23 protein-coding genes are annotated in these 21,125 nt (G+C 71.7%); 14 read left to right on the top strand and 9 right to left on the bottom strand.

The genetic code is table 11. The features are described 5' to 3' along the window. Positions 1-112: 112 nt before the first annotated feature. Positions 113-757, top strand: coding sequence for a cysteine hydrolase (locus OHO83_RS36415; RefSeq protein ID WP_329436171.1), 645 nt, complete (start codon positions 113-115; stop codon positions 755-757). A gap of 9 nt (positions 758-766) precedes the next feature. Here the strand turns inward: OHO83_RS36415 and OHO83_RS36420 are convergent, their stop codons facing one another. Next, positions 767-1,225, bottom strand: a complete 459-nt coding sequence (locus OHO83_RS36420; protein ID WP_266668164.1) for a Rieske (2Fe-2S) protein — start codon at positions 1,223-1,225, stop codon at positions 767-769. A gap of 119 nt (positions 1,226-1,344) precedes the next feature. Between OHO83_RS36420 and OHO83_RS36425 the strand changes: the two genes are divergently transcribed. The 7 genes from OHO83_RS36425 (at position 1,345) to OHO83_RS36455 (ending at position 7,532) form a co-directional block, all read left to right on the top strand. Further along, entirely contained in the window at positions 1,345-2,172 is an 828-nt protein-coding gene (locus OHO83_RS36425) for a HipA family kinase (protein ID WP_330280329.1), read from the top strand. Beyond that, positions 2,169-2,558 carry a DUF3037 domain-containing protein gene (locus tag OHO83_RS36430; protein ID WP_266668160.1) on the top strand — a complete coding sequence of 130 codons (390 nt, stop codon included), beginning with the start codon at positions 2,169-2,171 and terminating at the stop codon, positions 2,556-2,558. Before OHO83_RS36425 ends, OHO83_RS36430 begins: the two co-directional genes overlap by 4 nt. 158 nt (positions 2,559-2,716) lie before the next feature. Then, complete coding sequence (fabG, locus tag OHO83_RS36435) at positions 2,717-3,478, top strand: 3-oxoacyl-ACP reductase FabG (RefSeq protein WP_266566823.1); 762 nt, start codon at positions 2,717-2,719, stop codon at positions 3,476-3,478. Between the two features lie 18 nt (positions 3,479-3,496). Continuing rightward, a complete protein-coding gene (locus OHO83_RS36440; RefSeq protein ID WP_330280330.1) occupies positions 3,497-4,264 on the top strand; it encodes an SDR family oxidoreductase in 768 nt (255 codons plus the stop codon). Between the two features lie 165 nt (positions 4,265-4,429). Further along, a complete protein-coding gene (locus OHO83_RS36445; RefSeq protein WP_330280331.1) occupies positions 4,430-6,010 on the top strand; it encodes an ABC transporter substrate-binding protein in 1,581 nt (526 codons plus the stop codon). A 105-nt stretch (positions 6,011-6,115) separates the two neighbouring features. Continuing rightward, a complete protein-coding gene (ung, locus tag OHO83_RS36450; RefSeq protein WP_266668154.1) occupies positions 6,116-6,799 on the top strand; it encodes a uracil-DNA glycosylase in 684 nt (227 codons plus the stop codon). A 181-nt stretch (positions 6,800-6,980) separates the two neighbouring features. Beyond that, the gene (locus OHO83_RS36455) at positions 6,981-7,532 is read left to right on the top strand and encodes a hypothetical protein (protein ID WP_266668152.1); all 552 of its coding nucleotides are present in this window, start codon (positions 6,981-6,983) and stop codon (positions 7,530-7,532) included. 99 nt (positions 7,533-7,631) lie between these two features. On the opposite strand, the gene OHO83_RS36460 is transcribed toward OHO83_RS36455, so the two are convergent. Further along, the gene (locus OHO83_RS36460) at positions 7,632-8,027 is read right to left on the bottom strand and encodes a hypothetical protein (RefSeq protein ID WP_323186845.1); all 396 of its coding nucleotides are present in this window, start codon (positions 8,025-8,027) and stop codon (positions 7,632-7,634) included. 148 nt (positions 8,028-8,175) lie between these two features. Continuing rightward, a complete protein-coding gene (locus OHO83_RS36465; RefSeq protein WP_330280332.1) occupies positions 8,176-8,790 on the bottom strand; it encodes a TetR/AcrR family transcriptional regulator in 615 nt (204 codons plus the stop codon). 117 nt (positions 8,791-8,907) lie between these two features. Between OHO83_RS36465 and OHO83_RS36470 the strand changes: the two genes are divergently transcribed. Together OHO83_RS36470 and OHO83_RS36475 are read left to right on the top strand one after the other, a co-directional pair. Then, positions 8,908-10,218, top strand: coding sequence for an FAD-dependent monooxygenase (locus OHO83_RS36470; RefSeq protein ID WP_330280333.1), 1,311 nt, complete (start codon positions 8,908-8,910; stop codon positions 10,216-10,218). A 37-nt stretch (positions 10,219-10,255) separates the two neighbouring features. Beyond that, entirely contained in the window at positions 10,256-11,161 is a 906-nt protein-coding gene (locus OHO83_RS36475) for a Gfo/Idh/MocA family protein (protein WP_266668145.1), read from the top strand. On the opposite strand, the gene lnt is transcribed toward OHO83_RS36475, so the two are convergent. Together lnt and OHO83_RS36485 are read right to left on the bottom strand one after the other, a co-directional pair. Continuing rightward, positions 11,085-12,704, bottom strand: a complete 1,620-nt coding sequence (lnt, locus tag OHO83_RS36480) for an apolipoprotein N-acyltransferase (protein ID WP_330280334.1) — start codon at positions 12,702-12,704, stop codon at positions 11,085-11,087. The genes OHO83_RS36475 and lnt overlap by 77 nt on opposite strands. A gap of 165 nt (positions 12,705-12,869) precedes the next feature. Continuing rightward, positions 12,870-13,370, bottom strand: a complete 501-nt coding sequence (locus OHO83_RS36485; RefSeq protein WP_266668141.1) for a nuclear transport factor 2 family protein — start codon at positions 13,368-13,370, stop codon at positions 12,870-12,872. Between the two features lie 84 nt (positions 13,371-13,454). Here OHO83_RS36485 and OHO83_RS36490 point away from each other — a divergent pair, with 84 nt between their 5' ends. Further along, entirely contained in the window at positions 13,455-14,093 is a 639-nt protein-coding gene (locus OHO83_RS36490; RefSeq protein ID WP_266668139.1) for a hypothetical protein, read from the top strand. A 50-nt stretch (positions 14,094-14,143) separates the two neighbouring features. Here OHO83_RS36490 and OHO83_RS36495 read toward each other — a convergent pair whose 3' ends face one another. After that, the gene (locus OHO83_RS36495; RefSeq protein WP_266668137.1) at positions 14,144-14,320 is read right to left on the bottom strand and encodes a hypothetical protein; all 177 of its coding nucleotides are present in this window, start codon (positions 14,318-14,320) and stop codon (positions 14,144-14,146) included. Positions 14,321-14,806: 486 nt separating this feature from the next. Here OHO83_RS36495 and OHO83_RS36500 point away from each other — a divergent pair, with 486 nt between their 5' ends. After that, entirely contained in the window at positions 14,807-16,423 is a 1,617-nt protein-coding gene (locus OHO83_RS36500) for a TROVE domain-containing protein (RefSeq protein ID WP_330280335.1), read from the top strand. Positions 16,424-16,462: 39 nt separating this feature from the next. On the opposite strand, the gene OHO83_RS36505 is transcribed toward OHO83_RS36500, so the two are convergent. Continuing rightward, positions 16,463-17,338 (bottom strand): undecaprenyl-diphosphate phosphatase, encoded by an 876-nt coding sequence (locus tag OHO83_RS36505; protein WP_266668133.1) that lies wholly within the window; start codon positions 17,336-17,338, stop codon positions 16,463-16,465. A gap of 193 nt (positions 17,339-17,531) precedes the next feature. Then, positions 17,532-18,002 (bottom strand): winged helix-turn-helix transcriptional regulator, encoded by a 471-nt coding sequence (locus tag OHO83_RS36510; protein ID WP_266668131.1) that lies wholly within the window; start codon positions 18,000-18,002, stop codon positions 17,532-17,534. 119 nt (positions 18,003-18,121) lie between these two features. On the opposite strand from OHO83_RS36510, the gene OHO83_RS36515 reads away from it, so the two are divergent. Continuing rightward, positions 18,122-19,291, top strand: coding sequence for a thiolase family protein (locus OHO83_RS36515; RefSeq protein WP_266668129.1), 1,170 nt, complete (start codon positions 18,122-18,124; stop codon positions 19,289-19,291). 57 nt (positions 19,292-19,348) lie between these two features. Here OHO83_RS36515 and OHO83_RS36520 read toward each other — a convergent pair whose 3' ends face one another. Next, positions 19,349-20,074, bottom strand: a complete 726-nt coding sequence (locus tag OHO83_RS36520; RefSeq protein WP_266668127.1) for a TVP38/TMEM64 family protein — start codon at positions 20,072-20,074, stop codon at positions 19,349-19,351. Positions 20,075-20,124: 50 nt separating this feature from the next. On the opposite strand from OHO83_RS36520, the gene OHO83_RS36525 reads away from it, so the two are divergent. Then, the gene (locus tag OHO83_RS36525; protein ID WP_330280336.1) at positions 20,125-20,829 is read left to right on the top strand and encodes a DNA alkylation repair protein; all 705 of its coding nucleotides are present in this window, start codon (positions 20,125-20,127) and stop codon (positions 20,827-20,829) included. Positions 20,830-21,125: the final 296 nt, after the last annotated feature.

The following is a 21,125-nucleotide window of genomic DNA, read 5'->3' on the forward strand; positions in this document are numbered from 1 at the left end:
TCACGGGCTTCTCGCTGACGGTGTGTCAGATCAGAAGCATGCGGTGTCTTCCCCCATGGCGCAATGGTGGCTAATCTCTCGCCGCTCAGGACGCCTGCGACAGGGGGACCCCGTGCCGTCGTACGAAGAGCTCGCCGAACTGCTCGATCCGGCCACCACCGTGCTGCTGACCGTGGAGTGCCAGCAGGGGGTCGTCGGCCCCGACAGCGCCCTGCCCGAGCTCGCCCAGGAGGCCAGGTCGTCCGGGGCGCTCGGGAATGTGGCGCGACTCGTCTCGGGCGCCCACGAGAGCGGTGTACAGGTGCTGCACGCCGTGGCGGAGCGACGGCCCGACGGGCGCGGCGCCAACCGCAACGGACGGTTGTTCCGTGCCGCCGCGCGCCTGCCCGTACAGCAGATCTCCGGCACCAAGGCGGTCAGGATCGCGCCGCCCGTCGAGGTGGCGGACGAGGACATTGTCGTACGCCGGCTGCACGGCCTCTCGCCCATCGCGGGCACCGACGTGGACGCCCTGCTGCGCAACCTCGGCTGCCGCACGCTGATCGTCACCGGCGTCTCGGCGAACGTCGCCATACCGAACGCCGTCTTCGACGCGGTGAACCGCGGCTACACCGTCGCCGTGCCCGCCGACGCCGTCGCGGGGGTGCCGTCCGACTACACCCCCGCGATGATCCGCAACACGCTCGCCCTCGTCGCCACCGTGACGTCCACACACGACGTGCTCACCTGCTGGAAGCGCCCGCGCCGAGGCCGCTGACCCGCGTCGCTACGCGAGCGTGATCGAGTCGCCGGAGACGGTGATCTCCTTGGCGGCCAGGGGCTGCGCGGCGGGCGGGTGCGCCACGCTGCCGTCCTCGATGGAGAACTTGCTGCCGTGGCACGGGCAGTTGATGGTGCCGCCCTCGATCGCGGTGACCGGGCACTGCTTGTGGGTGCAGATGTTGGTGAAGGCCTTGAACTCGCCCTTCTTCGGCTGCGTGACCACCACGCCCGCGTCACCGAAGATCTTGCCGCCGCCGACGGGGATGTCGGCGGTCTTGGCGAGTTCCTTGCCCGCCCCGTCCCCGGCCGCGCCCTCCTTGGCCCCGTTTCCCGCCGGCTGGGAGGACGACGAGTCGTCCGAGCTCCCGCACGCCGTGAGCGCGGCGGCGATACCGGCGGCTCCCACGGCCGCGACGACGGTGCGGCGGGTCGGGGCGGATACGGACTCGTGCGAAGCGGTCATTACTGGTGTTTCCCTTCGGTTCGAGGGGGGTGGCCCACTCCCGTACGGGCTACGGGGCCGGAGTGTTCAACACCGGACGGACTTTCGTACGGCGATGATGTCTCGCCTAACCTGGGGCAATGCTCACCGAAGTCACGGCGACCCGTTATGTCACCCCGATGAGGGAGGGCGGATCGCTCCCCGGGCTCGTCGAGGCCGACGATCTCGCCCCCTACGTCATGAAGTTCACCGGCGCGGGACAGGGCCGCAAGACGCTCGTCGCGGAGGTGATCTGCGGAGGGCTCGCGCGGCGGCTCGGATTCCGGGTGCCCGGGCTCGTGCGGATCGGACTCGACCCCGTGATCGGCCTCGGCGAGCCCGACCAGGAGGTGCAGGGCCTCCTCAAGTCGAGCGGCGGCGTGAACCTCGGGATGCGGTATCTCTCCGGCGCGCTCGGCTTCGACCCGCTCGCCTACGAGGTGGATCCCGTGGAGGCGGGCCGCGTCGTCTGGTTCGACGCCCTGATCAACAACGTCGACCGGTCCTGGCGCAACCCCAACATGCTGGTCTGGCAAGGCGACCTGTGGCTGATCGACCACGGCGCGAGCATGATCTGGCACCACAATTGGCGCGGCGCAGAGGCCGCGGCGGCCCGGCCGTACGACGCCTTCGACCACGCCCTCGCCCCCTTCGGGCCCGACGTCGCGGCCGCCGCCGCCCAGCTGGCGCCGCGGCTCACCGAGGAACTGCTCGCCGAGGTCACCGCCGACGTCCCGGACGCCTGGCTCGCCGACGAGCCGGGCTTCGACGACCCGGACGCGGTGCGGCGCGCGTACGCCGCCGTGCTGCTGCCCCGCGCGGCGACCGTCCACGAGCGGATCGGCCTGCCCGAGCCGGATCCCGACCGCGTCCCGCGCACCCCGGGCTGGCTGACCGGCACGGCGACCGTGAAGGGCGGCACCCGGTGACCACGAGCACCCGAGACGTCTTCGAATACGCACTGCTGCGCGTCGTCCCGCGCGTCGAGCGCGGCGAGCAGATCAACGCCGGCGTGGTCGTCTACTGCCGCGCCAAGTCCTACGTCCGCGCGCTCACGCACCTCGACGAGGCGAAGCTGCGCGCCCTCGACCCGGAGGCGGACGTGACCGGCGTCCGCGCGTCGCTCGCCGCCGTCGAGCGCCACTGCCGAGGGGGCGGCGACGCGGGCCAGGCGGCGGACGACGACGCGGGCCGGCGCTTCAGGTGGCTGGTCGCGCCGCGCTCCACGGTCGTGCAGCCGGGACCCGTGCACACCGGTCTCACCGAGGACCCCGAGGCCGAGGCCGACAGGCTTCTCGACCTCCTGGTGAGGTGACCTCGCGGCAGCCCCTTCGCGGTGAGTGATCAGGCGCACCCGATGGGTACGTTGACACCGGGTGCCAGGACTTCTAGCGTCACGTCCACAGGGTACTAAGCGGTCGCTCACCGAGTTGGACGTGAGGGCCGCACTCTAGGGCGAGGAGACCGAAGAGCATGTCCACCACTGAGCAGCGCGTCGCGATCGTCACCGGTGCCGCACGCGGCATCGGCGCCGCTACCGCCGTACGTCTGGCCGCCGAGGGTCGCGCCGTAGCCGTGATCGACCTCGACGAGGCCGCTTGCAAGGACACCGTCGAGCAGATCACCAGCGCCGGTGGCAAGGCCCTCGCGGTCGGCTGCGACGTCGCCGACGAGGCGCAGGTCGAGGCCGCGGTCGCGCGCATCGCCGAGGAGCTCGGCGCGCCGACGATCCTCGTCAACAACGCGGGCGTGCTCCGCGACAACCTGCTGTTCAAGATGAGCGCCCTGGACTGGGACACCGTCATGAACGTCCACCTGCGCGGCGCGTTCCTGATGTCGAAGGCCGTCCAGAAGCACATGGTGGACGCCAAGTTCGGCCGCATCGTCAACCTGTCCTCGTCGTCGGCGCTCGGCAACCGCGGCCAGGTCAACTACTCGGCGGCCAAGGCCGGCCTCCAGGGCTTCACCAAGACCCTCGCCAAGGAGCTCGGCAAGTTCGGCGTCACCGCGAACGCCGTCGCCCCCGGCTTCATCGTCACCGAGATGACGGCCGCCACCGCCGCCCGCGTCGGCATGGGCTTCGAGGAGTTCCAGGCCGCCGCGGCCACGCAGATCCCGGTCCAGCGCGTGGGCAAGCCCGACGACATCGCCAACGCCATCGCCTTCTTCACCGGCGAGGCGGCCGGATTCGTCTCCGGCCAGGTCATGTACGTCGCCGGCGGACCGCTCAACTAGGGCCGGGGGGAAACGGACATGACTTCATCCCAGCTCCCGGAGCTCTCCGGCAAGGTCGCCCTCGTCACCGGCGGAAGCCGCGGCATCGGCCACGGCATCGCCGAGGCATTCGTCGCGCGCGGCGACCGCGTGTGCATCACCGGCCGTGGCGAGGACGCGCTCAAGGAGGCCGTCGAGGCCCTCGGCTCCGACCGCGTCATCTACGTGGCCGGCAAGGCCCACGACGAGGCGCACCAGGCCGCCGCCGTCGAGCGCACCATGGAGGCGTTCGGCCGCGTCGACTACCTGGTCAACAACGCCGGTACGAACCCGGTGTTCGGCCCGATGGCCGAGCTCGACCTGAGCGTGGCCCGCAAGGTCTACGAGACCAACGTGGTCTCCGCGCTCGGTTTCGCCCAGCAGACGTGGAAGGCGTGGCAGGGCGAGAACGGCGGGGCGATCGTCAACATCGCCTCCGTCGCGGGTCTCGCCCCGTCCCCGTTCATCGGCGCGTACGGCATGAGCAAGGCGGCGATGATCAACCTGACCGTCCAGCTCGCGCACGAGTTCGCGCCCAAGGTGCGGGTCAACGCGATCGCCCCGGCGGTCGTGAAGACCAAGTTCGCGACGGCTCTCTACGAGGGCCGGGAGGCCGAGGCCGCGGCCGCATACCCGCTGGCCCGGCTCGGCGTGCCCGAGGACATCGGCGGCGCCGCCGCCTTCCTGACCTCGCAGCAGTCCGACTGGATCACCGGTCAGACCCTCGTGGTCGACGGCGGAATTTTCCTCAATGCGGGCGTCAGCTGACAAAGCCTCCGCGAGGCTGAATCGGACCAAGTTCGCTTAACTGAAGTTCCCCGCGTACGTCGCGTACGTGCGCATCAAGTGCCCCGTCGGAGTGCCTCGTTGGCCCGGCGGGGCACTGCGGTATGGTCTGCCGACCTGTGGCATGGCCGATCGAGGAGCGCGCGCGTGTTCAACCGGATCCAGGGCCCCCGTCAACTGGCGGCGATAACGTGCATATCGCTTCTTGCCGGATGCGGACTGATGTCGTCCGGAGAGTCCGACGACACCGAGCCCATCGTCGTGGGAACCACCAGCGCGCCGAGCACCCTGGACCCGGCCGCGTCCTGGGACGGTTCCTGGGAGCTGTTCAGGAACGTCTACCAGACCCTCGTCAGCTTCCCCTCCGGCGCCTCCGAGCCGAAGCCCGACGCCGCCGAGCGCTGCGAGTTCACCGACCCCTCCAACAGCGTCTACCACTGCAAGCTGCGCGAGGGCATGGCGTTCTCGAACGGCGACAAGCTCGACGCGGCGGCCGTCAAGTACTCCATCGACCGCATCAGCAGGATCGATGTCAAGGGCGGCCCCAAGGGGCTCCTCGGCAGCCTGAAGACGGTCGAGGTCAAGGGCGACCGTGACGTCACCTTCAAACTGAACAAGCCCGACGCGACCTTCCCCTTCGTACTCGCGACACCGGCGATGTCCATCGTGGACCCCGCCGAGTACCCGGCCGACGCGGTCCGCGACGACGGCAAGATCGCCGGCTCCGGGCCGTACGCGCTCGACGCGTACACCGACGGCGACAAGGCGGAGCTCGTCAAGAACGACCACTACGACGGGTTCGCCGAGCGCAAGAACAGCGCCGTCACCATCCGCTACTTCAAGGACTCCGCCTCGATGGTCGGCGCCCTGCGCGCCAAGAAGATCGACGCCACGTACCGCGGGCTCGCCGCGTCGGACGTCGTGGGGCTCCAGGGCAAGCAGGCCAAGGACGGCATCCAGCTCGTCGAGGGCGCGGGCATGGAGATCAGCTACCTGGTGTTCAACCCCAAGGATCCCTGGGCGCGCAAGTCCGCCGTCCGCAAGGCCGTCGCCCAGGTCGTCGACCGCGGCGCGATCGCCCACAAGATCTACCAGGACACCGTCGAACCGCTCTACTCGATGGTCCCGAGGGGCCTGACCGGGCACACCACCGGCTTCTTCGACGACTTCGGCGACCCGAACGCGGCCAAGGCCAAGGCCATCCTCGCTCAGGCGGGCATCACGGACCGGGTCCCGCTCACCCTCTGGTACACCACCGACCGCTACGGGTCCGCGACCGGCGCCGAGTTCACCGAGCTCAAGCGACAGCTGGACGCGTCCGGACTGTTCGAGGTCACGGTCAAGGGACGCCCCTGGAAGACGTTCGAGGCCGGATACCGCAAGGGCGAGTACCCCGTCTTCGGACGCGGCTGGTTCCCCGACTTCCCGGACGCGGACAACTTCATCGCGCCCTTCGTCGGCCAGCAGAACGCACTCGGAACGCCCTACGCGTCCAAGGAGATCACCGACGATCTGCTGCCGCAGTCGCGCCGCGAGAGCGACCGCGCCGCCGTGGTGGGCCAGTTCAAGCGCGCCCAGCAGATACTCGTCGACGACGCCCGGCTGCTGCCGCTGTGGCAGGGCAAGCAGTACATCGCGGCCAGCGGGGAGATCTCGGGCGGCGAGCGGGCCCTCGACCCGTCGACGATCATGATGATGTGGGAGCTGCAGCGCAAGACCAGCTGGTAGGCGGTCCGCCGGGGCCCGTTGTCAGTGGCCGCGGGTAGGTTCTGGGGTGTGCAGCGGCCGTGCCTCGTACGGCCGTGAAGTGACCGTACCCCGGAGGTTGTTGACGTGACCGACACCGCGATGCTGCCCGAGTCCTGGCGCGGCGTCCTCGGCGAGGAGCTGCAGAAGCCCTACTTCAAGGAGCTCACCGAGTTCGTCGAGGAGGAGCGCGCGAAGGGTCCCGTCTACCCGCCGCGCGAGGAGGTCTTCGCGGCGCTCGACGCGACCCCGTACGACCGGGTCAAGGTCCTTGTCCTCGGCCAGGACCCGTACCACGGGGAGGGGCAGGGGCACGGTCTGTGCTTCTCCGTGCGGCCCGGCGTGAAGACGCCGCCCTCCCTGCGGAACATCTACAAGGAGATGAAGGAGGAGCTCGGCCACCCGGTCCCGGACAACGGGTATCTGATGCCGTGGGCCGAGCAGGGCGTCCTCCTGCTGAACGCGGTGCTCACGGTGCGGGCCGGCGAGGCCAATTCGCACAAGGGCAAGGGCTGGGAGAAGTTCACCGACGCGGTGATCCGCGCGGTGGCGGACCGGCCGGACCCGGCCGTGTTCGTCCTGTGGGGGAACTACGCGCAGAAGAAGCTCCCCCTCATCGACGAGGAGCGCCACGTCGTCGTGAAGGGCGCGCATCCCTCGCCGCTCTCCGCGAAGAAGTTCTTCGGCTCGCATCCCTTCACGCAGATCGACAAGGCGGTGGCCGCACAGGGTCACACGCCGATCGACTGGCGGATTCCGAACCTGGGCTGACGCCCCGGGTGTTTGTCCCTCCGGGCGCGTGCGGCTCCGCGTGCGGTGACCGCCCGGCTCCCGGAGGGACCCCGGCCCCCGGAGGGACCCCCGCCCGCGCCTGACCGGGATTGTCGGCTACTGCCTATAGCGTCGGAATTGTTATCAGCTTGGACGATCGGCATACGAGCGTGGAGGACCTGTGGCTGAGCAGCGGGAGCAGGCGGCGGACGACGCCATGATGACCCGGATCGGGCAGGTGGTCATGCTCCATCACGCCGGTGACCGCGAGGAGGCCAGGGACCGGTACCTCGGCCTGTGGGCGGAGATCGGTGAGGACGGCGACCCCCTCCACCGCTGCACGCTCGCGCACTACATGGCGGACGCCCAGGACGACCCGGACCACGAGCTGGCGTGGGACCTGCGGGCCCTGTCCGCCGCCGAGGGCCTGACGGAGGCGAGGCTCGCGCTCCATGAGCAGTCGCTCGCGCTCCGCGCCCTCTACCCCTCGCTGCATCTCAACCTGGCGGCGGACTATGTGAAGCTCGGCCGCTCCGAAGCGGCCCGCAGCCATCTGACGCAGGCGCGCGCCGTGGTGGGCGCGCTCGGGGACGACGGTTACGGGGACGGCGTACGGGCGGCCATCGCCCGCCTGGAAACGCGGGTCGCGGCGATGCCGCCCGGCCGGGACGAGGGCGCGGGCCGCGGTTCCGCCGGGGGCGAGCCGCTGGGGCCGCCCAGACGGAGTTCGTAGCCGGACATCCCTTCACCGGCCCGTGCTCGATGTGCCGCCCACCGCGCCTCGCCGCCCGCCGCCCCTCGTCGTTCGTCACCCCTCACTTTCCGCCCGGCCTCACCGTCCGTACGTCTCCCGGCAGATGCGGGCCTCGGGGCTGTCCGGGTTCCACTTGCCGTACTGCTTGCCCAGGGCGCACACATCGCCCGGGACGCCCGGTGCCGCGGGGGCGGCCGTGTGCGGGTGGCGCGGAGGAGGTGCTGCCGGGCGTGCCGCGTGGCCGGGGCCCGGCCGGTGCGGGGCTTCGTGGCGTGGCGGCCGGGGCGGGCGCGGCGTACGGGTCGGCTCGGGTGAGGGCGAGTGGGCCGGTGGCGTGCGGCCCATCCTGTCCAGCGCCTCCCGTACCGGCGCCTGCACGACCTGGGGGTCCGCCCGGCCGTCGGGGCGGGGCGCCGCAGGAACGGCCGGGGTGCTGGGGGACGCGGCCGGAGGCTCCGGCTGCCGTACGCTCACGCAACCGGACACCGCGGCGGCCGTGGCCGCCACCGTGAGCAGAAGCGCTGCTGAGGTCGTCGATCGATGCACCCGCGCAACTCTGTCGGGTACGGACCCTCGCGGCGGGCCCGTCGGCGGATGATGCCCCGCACGGGTGACGCGCAGGTCAGGACGGGGACGCGTCGAGCATCCCGCGCAGCAGTTCCCCGAACCCCGCCCGCAGTTCCGCCAGGTCCGGGACCGACGCGTGGAACGCCCCGGCCACGCACGAGAACATGATCCCCTCGGACCAGGCCACCAGCGACAGCGTGTGCCGCTCCGGATCCCGCGACCCAGCGGCCCGCAGCAGTGCGGTGAGCGGTTCGTGGAACAGCCGACCCGTCGCGTCGAAGAACGTCCGCAACTCCGGCCGCCGCGTCGCCTCCAGTGCCAACTCGTAACGGCAGAGCAGCAGTTGAGGGTGGTGGGTCAGATAGCGGTGCAGCGCGAGCGCCATGCCGTCGACGAGTGAGTGGATCCCGCCGGCCGGATCCGGCAGTTCGTCCACGGCGAGCACCCGCGACTCGCGCACGGCGAGGCGCCGCACCGTCGCCTCCAGGAGGGCGAGCCGGGTCCGCGCGTAGTTCGACGTCGACCCCTGCGGCAGACCTGCCGCCTCGTCGACGGCTCGGTGCGTCAGGCCACGCATCCCGCGCTCGGCGAGCAGGTCGAGCGCGGCGTCGGCGATGACTTCGGCGCGAGGTGCGCCGTTGGCGCCGGCGGCGCTGTTGCGAGGGGGCATGGTCCCAACCTACCGCCGGAACTACAGATGTAGTACGTTCACAGCCTGGCTTACTACAGGTGTAGTAAGTCTTGACGGGTCGAACCGGGCGTTGTGAGACGTGAGGAGCGCGAAGCCATGACTGCCGAACCGGGGGAATCAGCGGTTCCCGAGCAACTGACCGACTCGACGGGCTCGACGGGAAAGACGCCGGCGCGACCGGAAGCACGTACCGCCGGCGGCCGCGGGCGGCGGCCCCGCGCGGTCGTCGTGGGCGGCGGCATCGGAGGCCTCACCGCCGCCGTGGCGCTCGACCTGCGCGGCTGGCACGTCACCGTCCTCGAGCGGGCCGCCGGGCTGAAGTCCGTCGGTTCCGGGATCTCCCTCGCCCCGAACGCGCAGCGGGCCCTGGACGTCATCGGCCTGGGGGAGGAGATCCGGTCCCTCGCCGCATGGGAGGGCGAGGGCGGCCTGCGCACTCCCGGCGGCCGCTGGCTCTCGCGCTCCGACGCGGAGGCTGCCGCCGAGCGCTTCGGCGGCTCCCTCGTGCTCCTCCACCGCGCGACCCTGATCGACAAGCTGGCGTCCCGGCTCCCCGACGGAGTCGTCCACACAGCGTCCGCCGCGGCCCTAGCCGACCCCGGCGTCGCAGGCGACCCGGCCCGCCCCGCCCGGGTGACCACCCCGGACGGCGCATTCGAGGCCGAACTCGTCGTCGGCGCCGACGGCATCAGGTCCGCCGTGCGCACGGCGCTCTTCCCCACCCACCCGGGCGCGGTCTACGCAGGCTTCACCACCTGGCGCCTCCTCGTCCCGCCCCTCGGCAGGCCCTTCGCCCAGCACGAGACCTGGGGACGCGGCCGCATCTGGGGCACGCACCCCTTCGCGGACGGCACGGTCTACGCCTACGGCGCCGCCGTCGCACCCCCCGGCGAACACGCGCCCGACGGCGAGAAGGCCGCGCTCCTGCGCCGCTTCGGCGACTGGCACGACCCGATCCCGGCCATCATCGACGCGGCCGCGCCCGAGGTGATCCTGCGCCATGACGTCCACCACATCGCCGAACCCCTGCCGGCCTTCCACCGCGGCCGGGTCGCCCTCCTCGGCGACGCGGCCCACGCCATGCCCCCGACCCTCGGCCAGGGCGGCAACCAGGCCATCGAGGACGCCGTCGTGCTCGCCCACCACGCGGACCCGGCGCAGCCCGACGCCCTGGGCCTCGCCGCGTACACCGCCGCGCGCAGGCCGCGTACGACCGCCGTCGCCCGCAAGGCCGTCGCGGTCGGCCGGGTGAACATGCTCAGCAACCGGCCCGCCATGGCGCTGCGCAACACCCTCATCGCCGCACTCGACAGGACCGGACCCGCCGTCATGCTGCGCGGTTTCGACGAGATCGCGGACTGGCGGCCCCCGCAGCGGCCGTATGCTGCCCAGACACAGAGGGTCTAGCCGGGCACTGACGGCCCGGGGCGAGGGGAAGACGGACGTGAAGGTCGGCTGCATCGGACTCGGCGACATAGCGCAGAAGGCGTATCTGCCGGTGCTCACCACCTTGCCGGGGGTCGAGCTGCACCTGCAGACCCGCACACCCGCGACGCTCCGGCGGGTCGGGGACACGCACCACATCCCCGCCGAACACCGGCACACCGACCTGGACGCGCTGCTCGCGCAGGGGCTCGACGCGGCCTTCGTCCACGCGCCGACCGCCGTCCACCCCGAGATCGTGACACGGCTGCTCGAAGCGGGCGTCGCGACCTACGTCGACAAGCCGCTCGCCTACGAGCTCGCCGACTCGCAGCGCCTCGTGCGGCTCGCCGAGGAGCGCGGGGTCAGCCTGACGGTGGGCTTCAACCGCCGTCACGCGCCCGGCTACACGCAGTGCGCCGAGCACCCCCGCGAGCTGATCCTGATGCAGAAGAACCGGATCGGGCTGCCCGAGGAGCCGCGCACGCTCGTCCTCGACGACTTCATCCACGTCGTGGACACCCTGCGCTACCTCGTGCCCGGTCCGATCGACGACGTGTCGGTGCGCGCCCGGGTCGAGAACGGCCTGCTGCACCACGTGGTGCTCCAGCTCGGTGGGGACGGGTTCACGGCGATCGGCGTCATGAACCGGCTCAGCGGCTCGACCGAGGAGATCCTCGAGGTCTCCGGGCAGGACACCAAGCGGCAGGTCGTCAACCTCGCCGAAGTCATCGACCACAAGGGTCAGCCGACGGTGCGCCGCCGCGGAGACTGGGTTCCGGTGGCCCGCCAGCGTGGCATCGAGCAGGTGGTGCTCGGCTTCCTCGACGGCGTGCGCGCGGGCAAGATCCTCAGCGCCAGGGACGCGCTGGAGACGCATCTCCTGTGCGAGCAGGTCGTACGTGAGGTGCAGCGGTTCGCCGCCTGAACCGGCGGACGGCCTCCGCCGCGCCCAGCAGGGCGAGCACGGCGACGGCCGCGTGCACGGGCCAGTCGCCGAACCGTACGTAGAGGGTCGTGCCGTGCGCCGTGGGCACGTCGTAGACCCGGGCCGCGCTCGCCGACGTGCCGAGCCAGGGGCCGGTGCGTGAGCCGTCCGGGCCGTACACGGCCGACACCCCGGTCAGCGTCGCGTGCACCATGGGGCGGCCCGTCTCCGCGGCGCGCACGGCCGCGAGCGACGCGTGCTGCTCGGGCGCCCAGCTGTGCTGGAACGTCGACGTCGAGGACTGCGCGAGCAGCACCTGCGCCCCGTCGCGCGTGAGCCGCCGCGTCATGTCGGGGAACGCCGACTCGAAGCACACGAGCGGGCCGATCCGTAGGTCGCTGCCCCGCGAGGACCGCGCGTCCATCACGACCTGCCGGGCCCCTCTCACCCGGTCCTCGCCCGCTGCCTTGCCGACCGACGTGGCCCAGCCGAGCAGTGGGCGCGCCGGGATGTACTCACCGAAGGGGACGAGCCGCATCTTGTCGTAGCGCTGCCCCGTGAGACCGTCCGGGCCCACCAGGACCGAGCTCTTGAAGATGCCGGGGGCGCCGCCGGAGGAGACGCGCCGCGCGTCCACGTTCACCAGGACGTCCGCGCCGACCTCGCGGGAGAGCGCCGCGATCCGGCGCGCGAGGTCCGGCCGCTGCGAGAAGTCGAAGCCGACGCTGCTCTCGCCCCAGACCACCAGGTCGACGCCCTTCCCGGCCAGGCCGCGCGTCAGCTGCTCCTCCCGGTCGAAGCGCTTCTCGCCGCTGTCGGCGCCGCCTATGGGGCCCGGCTGGACGACGGCGACCCTGACCTGGCCGTCCGGCTCGGGGCGTGGGGCCCAGGCCCAGGAGGCCGTCGTCACCGTGGCCGTCACCAGAAGCCCCGCCACCGCGGGCGTACGGGCGCCGCGCGCCACAAGGAGGAGCGTGACGGTGGTGTTGACCGCCACGACGAGCAGGCTGACCAGCCACACCCCGCCCACCGACGCGACGCGCAGGGCGGGCTGCACCTGCCACTGGCTCGACCCTATGAGTCCCCACGGGCCGCCCAGCCCCTGCCAGGATCTGATCAGTTCGACCATCAGCCACGCCGACGGCACCGCGACCAGGGCAGCGGCCGCCTGCCTGCGCGTGGGCGAACCGCCGAGCAGCCGCCGCACGAGTAGGCCCCAGGGCGCCCACAGCGCGCCGAGCAGCGCCGCGATCACCACCGTGAACACATGCAGACTCGGCAGCAGCCAGTTGTGCACCGCCAGCATGAATCCGAGTCCGCCGAGCCAGCCGTCGAGGGCCGCGCGGCCCGGTGTGCGAGCGGAGCGGGCAAGGAGCATCCATGGCACCAGAGCGACGTAGGCCAGCCACCACAGCGACGGCGCCGGGAACGCCAGGGCGGGCAGCGCGCCGGCGCTCACGGCGGCGACGCCACGCCACCAGGGGGACGCCGCGAGGCGGAGAGCAATGCCCTGCCACGACGCGGCGGGCGCCCTCCGCGCCATCGATGGCGCCGACGCCGGTGACGACTGCGTCGTACTCGACGAGCGCGACCGACCGTTCCCGCCCGACCCGTCCATGCGCCGCCTCCCTCGTCGTCGGACGCCCGGTACGTGCTTTCAGTGTGCGCGCCCGGGACGATCTTTGACAGTGGGCATCGGGGGCTCGTGTCAGGGCGCGGTGGTCGCCGCGGCGCTCTCGGTGCGGCGCCACTTCTCGTGCACCGTCACCCCGCGCAGCCGCCAGCCGGAGTGCGTCCGGACCAGGGCGAAGGCGTATCGGCCGCCGCACACGAAGTCGGGCGCACCGGAGGGCGCCTCAGAGGGGCTGCCCGCGCCGTCGCCGGCGAACCGCATCGGGTTGATGTAGTCGGCCTGCACGTCGGCCGTGTCCCCGGTGTCGTTGTCGAGGCGGCCGAAGCGCAGGCGCCGGTTGACGATCAGGTGCTGGCGCATCGGGAACAGCTCCATCGTCCGGGTCAGCCACTCGGCGATCTCGGCCGCGCTGCCCTCGATGCCGCCGGCCCGCCGGTAGTCGGCGCGCCCGTCCGGGCTGAAGAGTCCGCGGTACGCCGTCCAGTCCCCGTCGTCCACGGACACCGCGTAGTCGGTGATCAGCTCCTCGATGGCGAGTCGGTCCATCACGGTGGCGAGTTCTACGCGCTGTGTCATTGAGTCAGTCTTGGGCACCGGAACCGCAGATCCAAGGGGCGCGACGGGGGAGAGGCCGGCAGCGATCATTGGTACCTTCTCGGCATGTCCCCTGAGAGCACCTCGCCGACCGCCGCCGACGACCTCGCGCACTCCGTGCGGCTCGCGGTGGACACCTTCGGCGGGGCACCGGGTGCCGACTGGGGCGTCAAGGCCGGTCCGCTGGAGTGGGACTGCTGGGAGACGGCCGAGCATCTGGCCGACGACCTGTTCGCGTACGCGGCCCAACTCGGGCCGTCGAAGCCGCCGTTGGACACCGAAGTGCCGTTCGACTGGACGCGCCGCAGGCCGGACGGCCCCGCGAACGTCATCTTCGCGAACCGCGACGCGGGCCCGGCGGGACTGCTCCAGGTGCTCGACGCGAGCGGCGCCCTGCTGGTCGCGATGGTACGGACGGCCGCGCCCGAGACCCGCGCCCACCATGTGTTCGGCCTCTCGGACCCCGCGGGCTTCGGCGCGATGGGCGTGGTGGAGACCCTTGTCCACGCGCACGACATCGCCGAGGGCCTCGGCCTCGAATGGACCCCGCCCGCCGCCGTCTGCGCCCGGGCTCTTGCCCGGCTGTTCCCCGACGCGCCACGGGGTGACGATCCCTGGCGCACGTTGCTGTGGGCGACGGGGCGCGGTGAGCTGCCCGACAGGGAGCGGCTCACGTCCTGGCGCTGGAACGCCGAAGTCCGCTGACGGACCGACAGGCCGACCGGGCCGGGACACACCAGAGAATTGACGGGGCGTCAGGCCGCGGCCTGGACGACCTCCGTACGCACCGCGACAGCCCACTCGGTGACGAGCCGCGCGTACTGTGCGCGCTGCTCGGTGGAGAGCCGGCCACCCGCGCGCAACCACAACCCGCGGATCTGCTCGTTGACTTCCTCGGCAGACCGCGCGGAATCCGAACACTCAAGCGGCATGCGGTAAGGCTAGGGGGCGCGCCGCCCGCTGGGAACCCTCAGCGACGGAACATATTCGCCAAGTGATCGTGAACATCCATCAGTTGGCTTCCTGTCGCTGACAACGCCCGGCGGCAAGCGGGTGATCGTGCTCGGGCCGGCCGGTGGAAAACCAGGTGGCAGCGTCGCGCCCCGTCACTAGAGTTGCGGCATGCCCAGGTGCGAAGGAGCGGGTTACTTCCACTGTTAATGGGGTGGTCGCGGGTTCGAGTCCCGTCGTCGGCTTCGGGCCGGCGTAGCTCAGTCGGCAGAGCACCTTGTACCTGCACCGATTCCGATCTCTGGGCAGCACACTTCACGCACCTCCCGGTGCGCAGGTCCGCGGCTCCTTCTCATGGTGAACGCACGCCGCGGGCCGACTTGATCTCGGGAGGCACCCGGCAGCGCCGCGCCCCGGTTCGGCATGCCCGCACGCGGTGCCTCCCCTCCACGGAGAGGGGCCGCCTCATGGCACGCTTCAACACCCGCGGCACCCGCCCGGTGGGCCGGTCGCCGATCGCCACCGTGACGGGCGAGCGGGCGCGCACGCACGAGGGCGCGACCGGATACCTGCGCGACGCGCGCAGCGAACTGTTCCTGCTCGCCGTCTCGAACCTCGTCGCCACGGACGCCTTCTACGAGTCGGCGGACGACCGCGACGACCGCTACAGCGCCCTCGTACGGCAGCTCGCCGTCGAGGACCCCGTGTGGACCGCGGGCCTGCTCGGCTGGCTGCGCGGCGAGGGGAACATGCGGACCGCCGCGCTCGTCGGCGCCGCCGAGTTCGTCAAGGCCCGCATCGACGCGGGCGCGCCCGGCCACTCCCGTCAGGCCGTCGACAGCGTCCTCCAGCGCGCCGACGAGCCGGGCGAGCTGCTCGGCTACTGGACCTCGCGGCACGGCCGGCGCCTGCCGAAGCCGGTGAAGCGCGGCATCGCCGACGCCGTCCAGCGGCTCTACGACGAGCGCTCGCTCCTCAAGTACGACACCGACTCCAAGGGCTACCGGTTCGGTGACGTCCTCAACCTCGCGCACCCGGCGCCCGCCACCGGGAAGCCGTGGCAGGGCGACCTGTTCCGGCACGCCCTCGACCGCCGGCACGGCAACGCCGGGGAGATCCCGGAGCGGCTGCGCACCCTGCGCGCCCGCGAGCGGCTGATGCGTGTACCGGTGGAGGAGCGCCACGCGGTGCTCACCACGGACACCGGCCGGCTCGCCGAGGCGGCCATGACGTGGGAGTCGCTCGCGGGCTGGCTCCAGCGGCCGATGGACGCGGAGGCGTGGGAGGCGATCATCCCGTCCATGGGCCTGATGGCGCTCGCGCGGAACCTGCGCAACTTCGACGAGGCCGGTGTCTCGGACGAGGTCGCGCAGCGGGTGGCGGCGCGGTTCGCCGACGCGGACGAGGTGCGCCGCTCGCGTATGTTCCCGTTCCGCTTCTGGGCCGCGTACAAGCACGCCCCGTCGCTGCGCTGGGGGCACGCTCTGGAGCGGGCGCTCGCGCACTCGCTGGCCGGTGTGCCCGCGCTGCCCGGCCGATCGCTGATCCTCGTGGACCGGTCGCCGTCGATGTTCCCCGGCTACGGGTTCTCGACGCCGCACCGCTCGGACGTCCCGCCGGCCGAGCAGGCGGCGGTGTTCGGCGCCGCGCTCGCCATGCGCGCGGAGATGCCGACGCTCGTCGAGTTCGGGATGGACAGCCGGCGCCTGAACGTCCGGAAGGGCGGGAGTGTTCTGCCGCTCGTCGAGAGGTTCGGGCAGATCTCCGGCACCGACATCCCGACCGCGGTGAAGAAGCACTTCACCGGGCACGACCGCGTGGTCGTCGTCACCGACGAGCAGACCCGGCCCGGCTGGTTCCCGTCGAACGCCCACGACCACGGGGGCATGGCCGAGACCGAGATCGACGCGCTCGTGCCGAGGGACGTGCCCGTCTACATGTGGAACATGGCCGGATACAAGGTGGGGGCGACCCCTTCGGGCGGCGCGAACCGGCACGCCTTCGGCGGCCTCACCGACCAGGCGTTCCGCCTGATCCCGCTCATCGAGCGGGGCGGGGGCGCGCGCTGGCCGTGGGAGATGTAGCGGGCGAGGGTGGTCCCGTCCGGCTCGGGCCGGGCGGGGTCAGCCCGCCGACTCCCCGGCGTGCGGGCTCAGGACGCCCGCCGTCACCAGCGCGATCAGCACGATGCCGAGCAGGATCCGGTAGTACACGAACGGCATGAAGCTCTTCGTCGAGATGAACTTCATGAACCATGCGATCACTGCGTATCCGACGCCGAAAGCGATGACCGTCGCGAAGGCGGTCGGGCCCCAGGAGACGGAGCCGTCCTGCCCGGCGTCCTTCAGTTCGAAGACTCCTGAGGCGAGGACCGCGGGGATCGCGAGGAGGAACGAGTAACGCGCCGCGGCCTCACGGGTGTACCCCATGAGCAGGCCGCCGCTGATGGTCGCGCCGGAGCGCGAGACTCCGGGGATCAGGGCCATGGCCTGGCAGACGCCGTAGATCAGCCCGTCCTTGACGCTCAGGTCCTTGAGTCCCTTGCGCTCCCGCACCGCGCGGTGCTTGCCGCCGACCTCGTCGCGCGCCGCGAGACGGTCGGCGACGCCGAGGACGATGCCCATCACGATGAGGGTCGTCGCGGTCAGGCGCAGATCGCGGAACGGGCCCTCGATCTGGTCCTTGAACGCGACACCGAGCACGCCGATCGGAATCGAGCCCACGATCACGAGCCAGCCCATCTGCGCGTCGTGGTCGCTGCGCAGCGCCTTGTTCGTGAGGGAGCGGAACCATGCGGAGATGATCCGCGCGATGTCCTTGCGGAAGTAGATGACCACCGCCGTCTCCGTGCCGAGCTGGGTGATCGCCGTGAAAGCGGCCCCCGGGTCGTGCCAGCCCGCGAAGGCCGCGGTCAGCCGCAGATGCGCGCTCGACGAGATGGGCAGGAACTCGGTCAGCCCCTGGACGAGCCCGAGGATGAATGATTCGAACCAAGACATGAAGTTACGCGATCCAAGTGCTGACGTGAGCTGACCGCAGACGCGCAGGTCAGAGGCGGACACGGAGGAAGGACGGATGGGCGGGCGAGGCCGTACGGGTCAAGAGGTACGGAAGTGGAAGGGTGCCCGCCGTGGGGCAGCGTAGCGCCCTTGTGTGAAGAGACGATGACAGGGCCTCTTCACCCGGACGGCGCTACGCCGCCGCCGGGCCCGCCGTGGTCCAGCCCGGGGCCTGCGGATGGGCGCTGAGGTCCTCGTGGTGGACGGCGTCGCCGCACGCGGAGCAGGTCACGACGGGGACCAGTTCGTTGCCGCAGGTGTGCTCGATCACCATCGGACGGTCGCCGTCGTCGCGCAGATGACGGTCGCCCCACGCCATGAGGGTCATGAGGACAGGCTCCAGTTCGAGCCCCGCCGTGGTGGGCCGGTACTCGAAGCGCTGCGGGCGCTCCTGGTAGGCGACCTTCTTGAGGATGCCGGCGTCGACGAGGCGGCGCAGACGCGTCGCCAGGATGTCGCGCGGCGCCCCGATGTTGCGCACCAGCTGGTCGAAGCGTCCGTTGCCGAGGCACACCTCGCGCAGGACCAGGAGCGAGTACTTCTCGCCGACCACGGCCAGCGTGTCGGCGATCGAGCAGGGGCGCGGGTCCTTGGCGGCTGGCATGCGCATCAGTGTATGCGAGGGTTTGCTTTTCCAACCGACAGGGCTATGGTGAGTTCAGTTTTCCTACTCACCGGTAGCCGGAGCCGGGCACCGACCCGCCGGCCAAGGAGGCCCGCACCATGCGTGACGCAGTCATCGTCGAAGCCGTACGCACCCCCGTCGGGAAGGGCAAGCCGAACGGAACGCTCGCTCATGTCCACCCCGTCGAACTCCTCGCCCACACCCTGCGCACCCTCGTCCGCCGCGCCGGGGTGGACCCCGCCCAGATCGACGACGTCATCGGCGGCACGGTCGACCAGGTCGCCGAGCAGGCCATGAACACCACCCGGTACGCCGTCCTGTCGGCGGGCTTCCCGGAGTCCGTGCCCGCCACGACCGTCGACCGCCAGTGCGGCTCGTCCCAGCAGGCCGTGCACTTCGCCGCGCAGGGCGTGATCTCCGGCGCCTACGACATGGTGATCGCCGGAGGCGTGGAGTCCATGAGCCGCGTGCCGATGTGGTCGAACGTGCCCGAGGGCGCCGACCCGTTCGGTCCAGGCGTCGCCGAGCGCTATCCGGAGGGGCTGGTCCCGCAGGGCGTCAGCGCCGAGCTGATCGCCGCCAAGTGGTCGCTGTCCCGCGACCTGATGGACGCCTACGCCGTCGAGTCGCACCGCAAGGCCGCCCGGGCCTGGGCGGACGGGCTCTTCGACGCCGAGGTCGCGCCCCTCGAAGGCGCCACCCGAGACGAGTCCGTGCGCCCCGGCACCACCGCCGAGATCCTCGCCGGGCTCAAACCCGCCTACTACGATCCGCACTTCGCCGAGCGCTTCCCGCAGATCGACTGGTCGGTGACCGCGGGCAACGCGAGCCCCATCAACGACGGCGCCTCCGCCGTCCTCATCACCACGAGCGAGAACGCGGCCCGGCTCGGCCTGCGCCCCCTCGCCCGCCTCCACAGCTTCGCCGTCACCGGCTCGGACCCGCTGCTGATGCTCACGGGCGTCATCCCCGCCACCGAGAAGGTGCTGCGCAGGGCGGGTCTCGCGCTGGGCGACATCGACCTGTTCGAGGTCAACGAGGCGTTCGCGGCCGTTGTCCTCGCCTGGCTCCAGGAGACCGGCGCCGACCCGGCGAAGCTGAACGTGCACGGCGGCGCCATCGCGCTCGGCCACCCGCTCGGCGCCAGCGGCACCCGCCTGATGACCACCCTGGTGCACGCGATGCGCGCCCGCGGCGCACGCTACGCACTCCAGACGATGTGCGAGGCCGGCGGGCTCGCCAACGCGACCGTCCTCGAAGCGCTCTGAGTCTCGCGACCGGTACTCGAAGTGCTCGGAGTCCTCAGAGGCGCTCCGACGGGTGAATCAGCCGCGGAGGCGGTGGCGCTTGCACCACGCGAGCACCGCACCCGCGAGGCCGGTCAGCGCGATGAACCCCATCGCGATCAGGAACGCGGGCGACGTCGGAGTCGAGGCCCTTGCCCCGGCGACGACGTACGCCGCCGTATTGGGGACCGAGCCGATCGCCGTGGCGAGAAGGAACGGCGCCCAGCGCATGCGCGAGATCGCGGCGCAGTAGTTGGCCGCCCAGAACGGCACACCCGGAAACGTCCGGGCCGCCAGCATCGACCGGAAGCCGTGCCGGCTGAGCTGCCCGTCGGCCGCCTTCAGCCAGCGGCCGCGTACGAGGGGCCGCAGCGCCTCCTGGCCGAGCACCCGGCCGAGCCCGAACGCCACCCCGGCGCCGAGCACCGTCCCGCCGAGCGCCGCCACGGTGCCCAGCTGCGAACCGAACAGAGCGCCCGCCGCGAGGTTCAGCAGCGGCCGCGGAACGAAGGCCACCGTGCACAGGCCGTACGCGACGCCGAACAGGACGACCGCCGCGGCGCCGCTCATCTGGGGTGGCCAGCCGTCCGCGAGCAGTCGCTGCGGCTGAAGGAGCAACACCATGGCCCCGCCCGCCGCGAGCAGCGCCACCAGGAGCGACAGCCGCGACCACGGCGACAGCAGAACTCTCGTGCAGCGCAGGGCAAGGCCCGCCGGCCGGGCGGCGGCGAGTCCCTCGGGACGGGTCGCGACGGTGTCGGGCATCCGGGGAGACTAACCGACCCATATGTAAATTCGCCGTAGGGTTGTGTCGCATGACCGTCACAGTCCCGCGCAGCGCGCTGGCCGACACCCTGCTGGAGCGGCTCACCGCCGTGTACCCCAAGGCGGCCGATCCCGAGCGGGCCGGGCAGATGCGCGCGTACATGAAGGACGTGGCACCCTTCCTCGGTCTCACCACCCCCGTACGCCGAGCACTCTCGCGCACGGTCCTGGCCGGCGCCCCGCGCCCCGACGAGACCGACTGCACCACGCTCGCCCTGCGCTGCTGGGAGCTGCCCGAGCGCGAGTACGCGTACTTCGCGGTCGACTACCTGCGGCGGAACGTGGGCCGTTGCTCGTCCGGCTTCCTGCCTGTCGCCCGGCACCTCGTGTCGACGGTCCCGTGGTGGGACACCGTCGACCTGCTCGCCGCGCACGTCGTCGGCGCGCTGGTCGTTGCCGACCCGCGCCTGGCGAAGGACATGGACGCGTGGATCGAGGACGACGACCTGTGGATCGCCCGCACCGCGCTCCTGCACCAGCTCCGGCGCAAGGAGACGACCGACACGGAGCGCCTCTTCGGCTATTGCCTGCGCCAGGCGCCGCACCCCGACTTCTTCATCCGCAAGGCCATCGGCTGGTGCCTGCGTGAGTACGCGAAGACCGACCCGGACGCCGTACGTTCCTTCGTCGCCGCCCACCGGGACCGGCTCGCGCCCTTGTCGGTGCGCGAGGCCCTGAAGAACATCGGGCCCTGAACTCCCTTACGTCCCAAGGGAGACCGGGCCACCCGCCGAGCCGCCCCGGCCGCCGGAAAACCATTCGACCTGCGTCGCTTCCTCGGCAATGATCGGCGTCATGTTCCGGTACGCCTTCCCCGCAGCCACGTCCGCAGTCGCGGACGCTGCGAAGGCTGCCGTCTTCCTGGCCGCCGCAGCAGACGGCGCCCGAAGCTGACCCTCTCCGGACATTCCGGCGGACCCCGCAGGGGGAGGGTCGGTAGGAATCCGGGGTCCCCGCCTCGTCAAGGAGGCCATCACACCCTGTTCCGCTG

This window comes from Streptomyces sp. NBC_00569, assembly GCF_036345255.1.
Taxonomy (GTDB): Bacteria; Actinomycetota; Actinomycetes; order Streptomycetales; family Streptomycetaceae; genus Streptomyces.

Coding starts and splice junctions, on each gene's coding strand:
- OHO83_RS36420 (WP_266668164.1), bottom strand. CDS start 1,225: ATGACCGCTTCGCACGAGTCCGTATCCGCCCCGACCCGCCGCACCGTC.
- OHO83_RS36425 (WP_330280329.1), top strand. CDS start 1,345: ATGCTCACCGAAGTCACGGCGACCCGTTATGTCACCCCGATGAGGGAG.
- fabG (WP_266566823.1), top strand. CDS start 2,717: ATGTCCACCACTGAGCAGCGCGTCGCGATCGTCACCGGTGCCGCACGC.
- OHO83_RS36440 (WP_330280330.1), top strand. CDS start 3,497: ATGACTTCATCCCAGCTCCCGGAGCTCTCCGGCAAGGTCGCCCTCGTC.
- OHO83_RS36465 (WP_330280332.1), bottom strand. CDS start 8,790: ATGCCCCCTCGCAACAGCGCCGCCGGCGCCAACGGCGCACCTCGCGCC.
- OHO83_RS36470 (WP_330280333.1), top strand. CDS start 8,908: ATGACTGCCGAACCGGGGGAATCAGCGGTTCCCGAGCAACTGACCGAC.
- lnt (WP_330280334.1), bottom strand. CDS start 12,704: ATGGCGCGGAGGGCGCCCGCCGCGTCGTGGCAGGGCATTGCTCTCCGC.
- OHO83_RS36485 (WP_266668141.1), bottom strand. CDS start 13,370: ATGACACAGCGCGTAGAACTCGCCACCGTGATGGACCGACTCGCCATC.
- OHO83_RS36490 (WP_266668139.1), top strand. CDS start 13,455: ATGTCCCCTGAGAGCACCTCGCCGACCGCCGCCGACGACCTCGCGCAC.
- OHO83_RS36495 (WP_266668137.1), bottom strand. CDS start 14,320: ATGCCGCTTGAGTGTTCGGATTCCGCGCGGTCTGCCGAGGAAGTCAAC.
- OHO83_RS36500 (WP_330280335.1), top strand. CDS start 14,807: ATGGCACGCTTCAACACCCGCGGCACCCGCCCGGTGGGCCGGTCGCCG.
- OHO83_RS36505 (WP_266668133.1), bottom strand. CDS start 17,338: ATGTCTTGGTTCGAATCATTCATCCTCGGGCTCGTCCAGGGGCTGACC.
- OHO83_RS36510 (WP_266668131.1), bottom strand. CDS start 18,002: ATGCCAGCCGCCAAGGACCCGCGCCCCTGCTCGATCGCCGACACGCTG.
- OHO83_RS36515 (WP_266668129.1), top strand. CDS start 18,122: ATGCGTGACGCAGTCATCGTCGAAGCCGTACGCACCCCCGTCGGGAAG.
- OHO83_RS36520 (WP_266668127.1), bottom strand. CDS start 20,074: ATGCCCGACACCGTCGCGACCCGTCCCGAGGGACTCGCCGCCGCCCGG.
- OHO83_RS36525 (WP_330280336.1), top strand. CDS start 20,125: ATGACCGTCACAGTCCCGCGCAGCGCGCTGGCCGACACCCTGCTGGAG.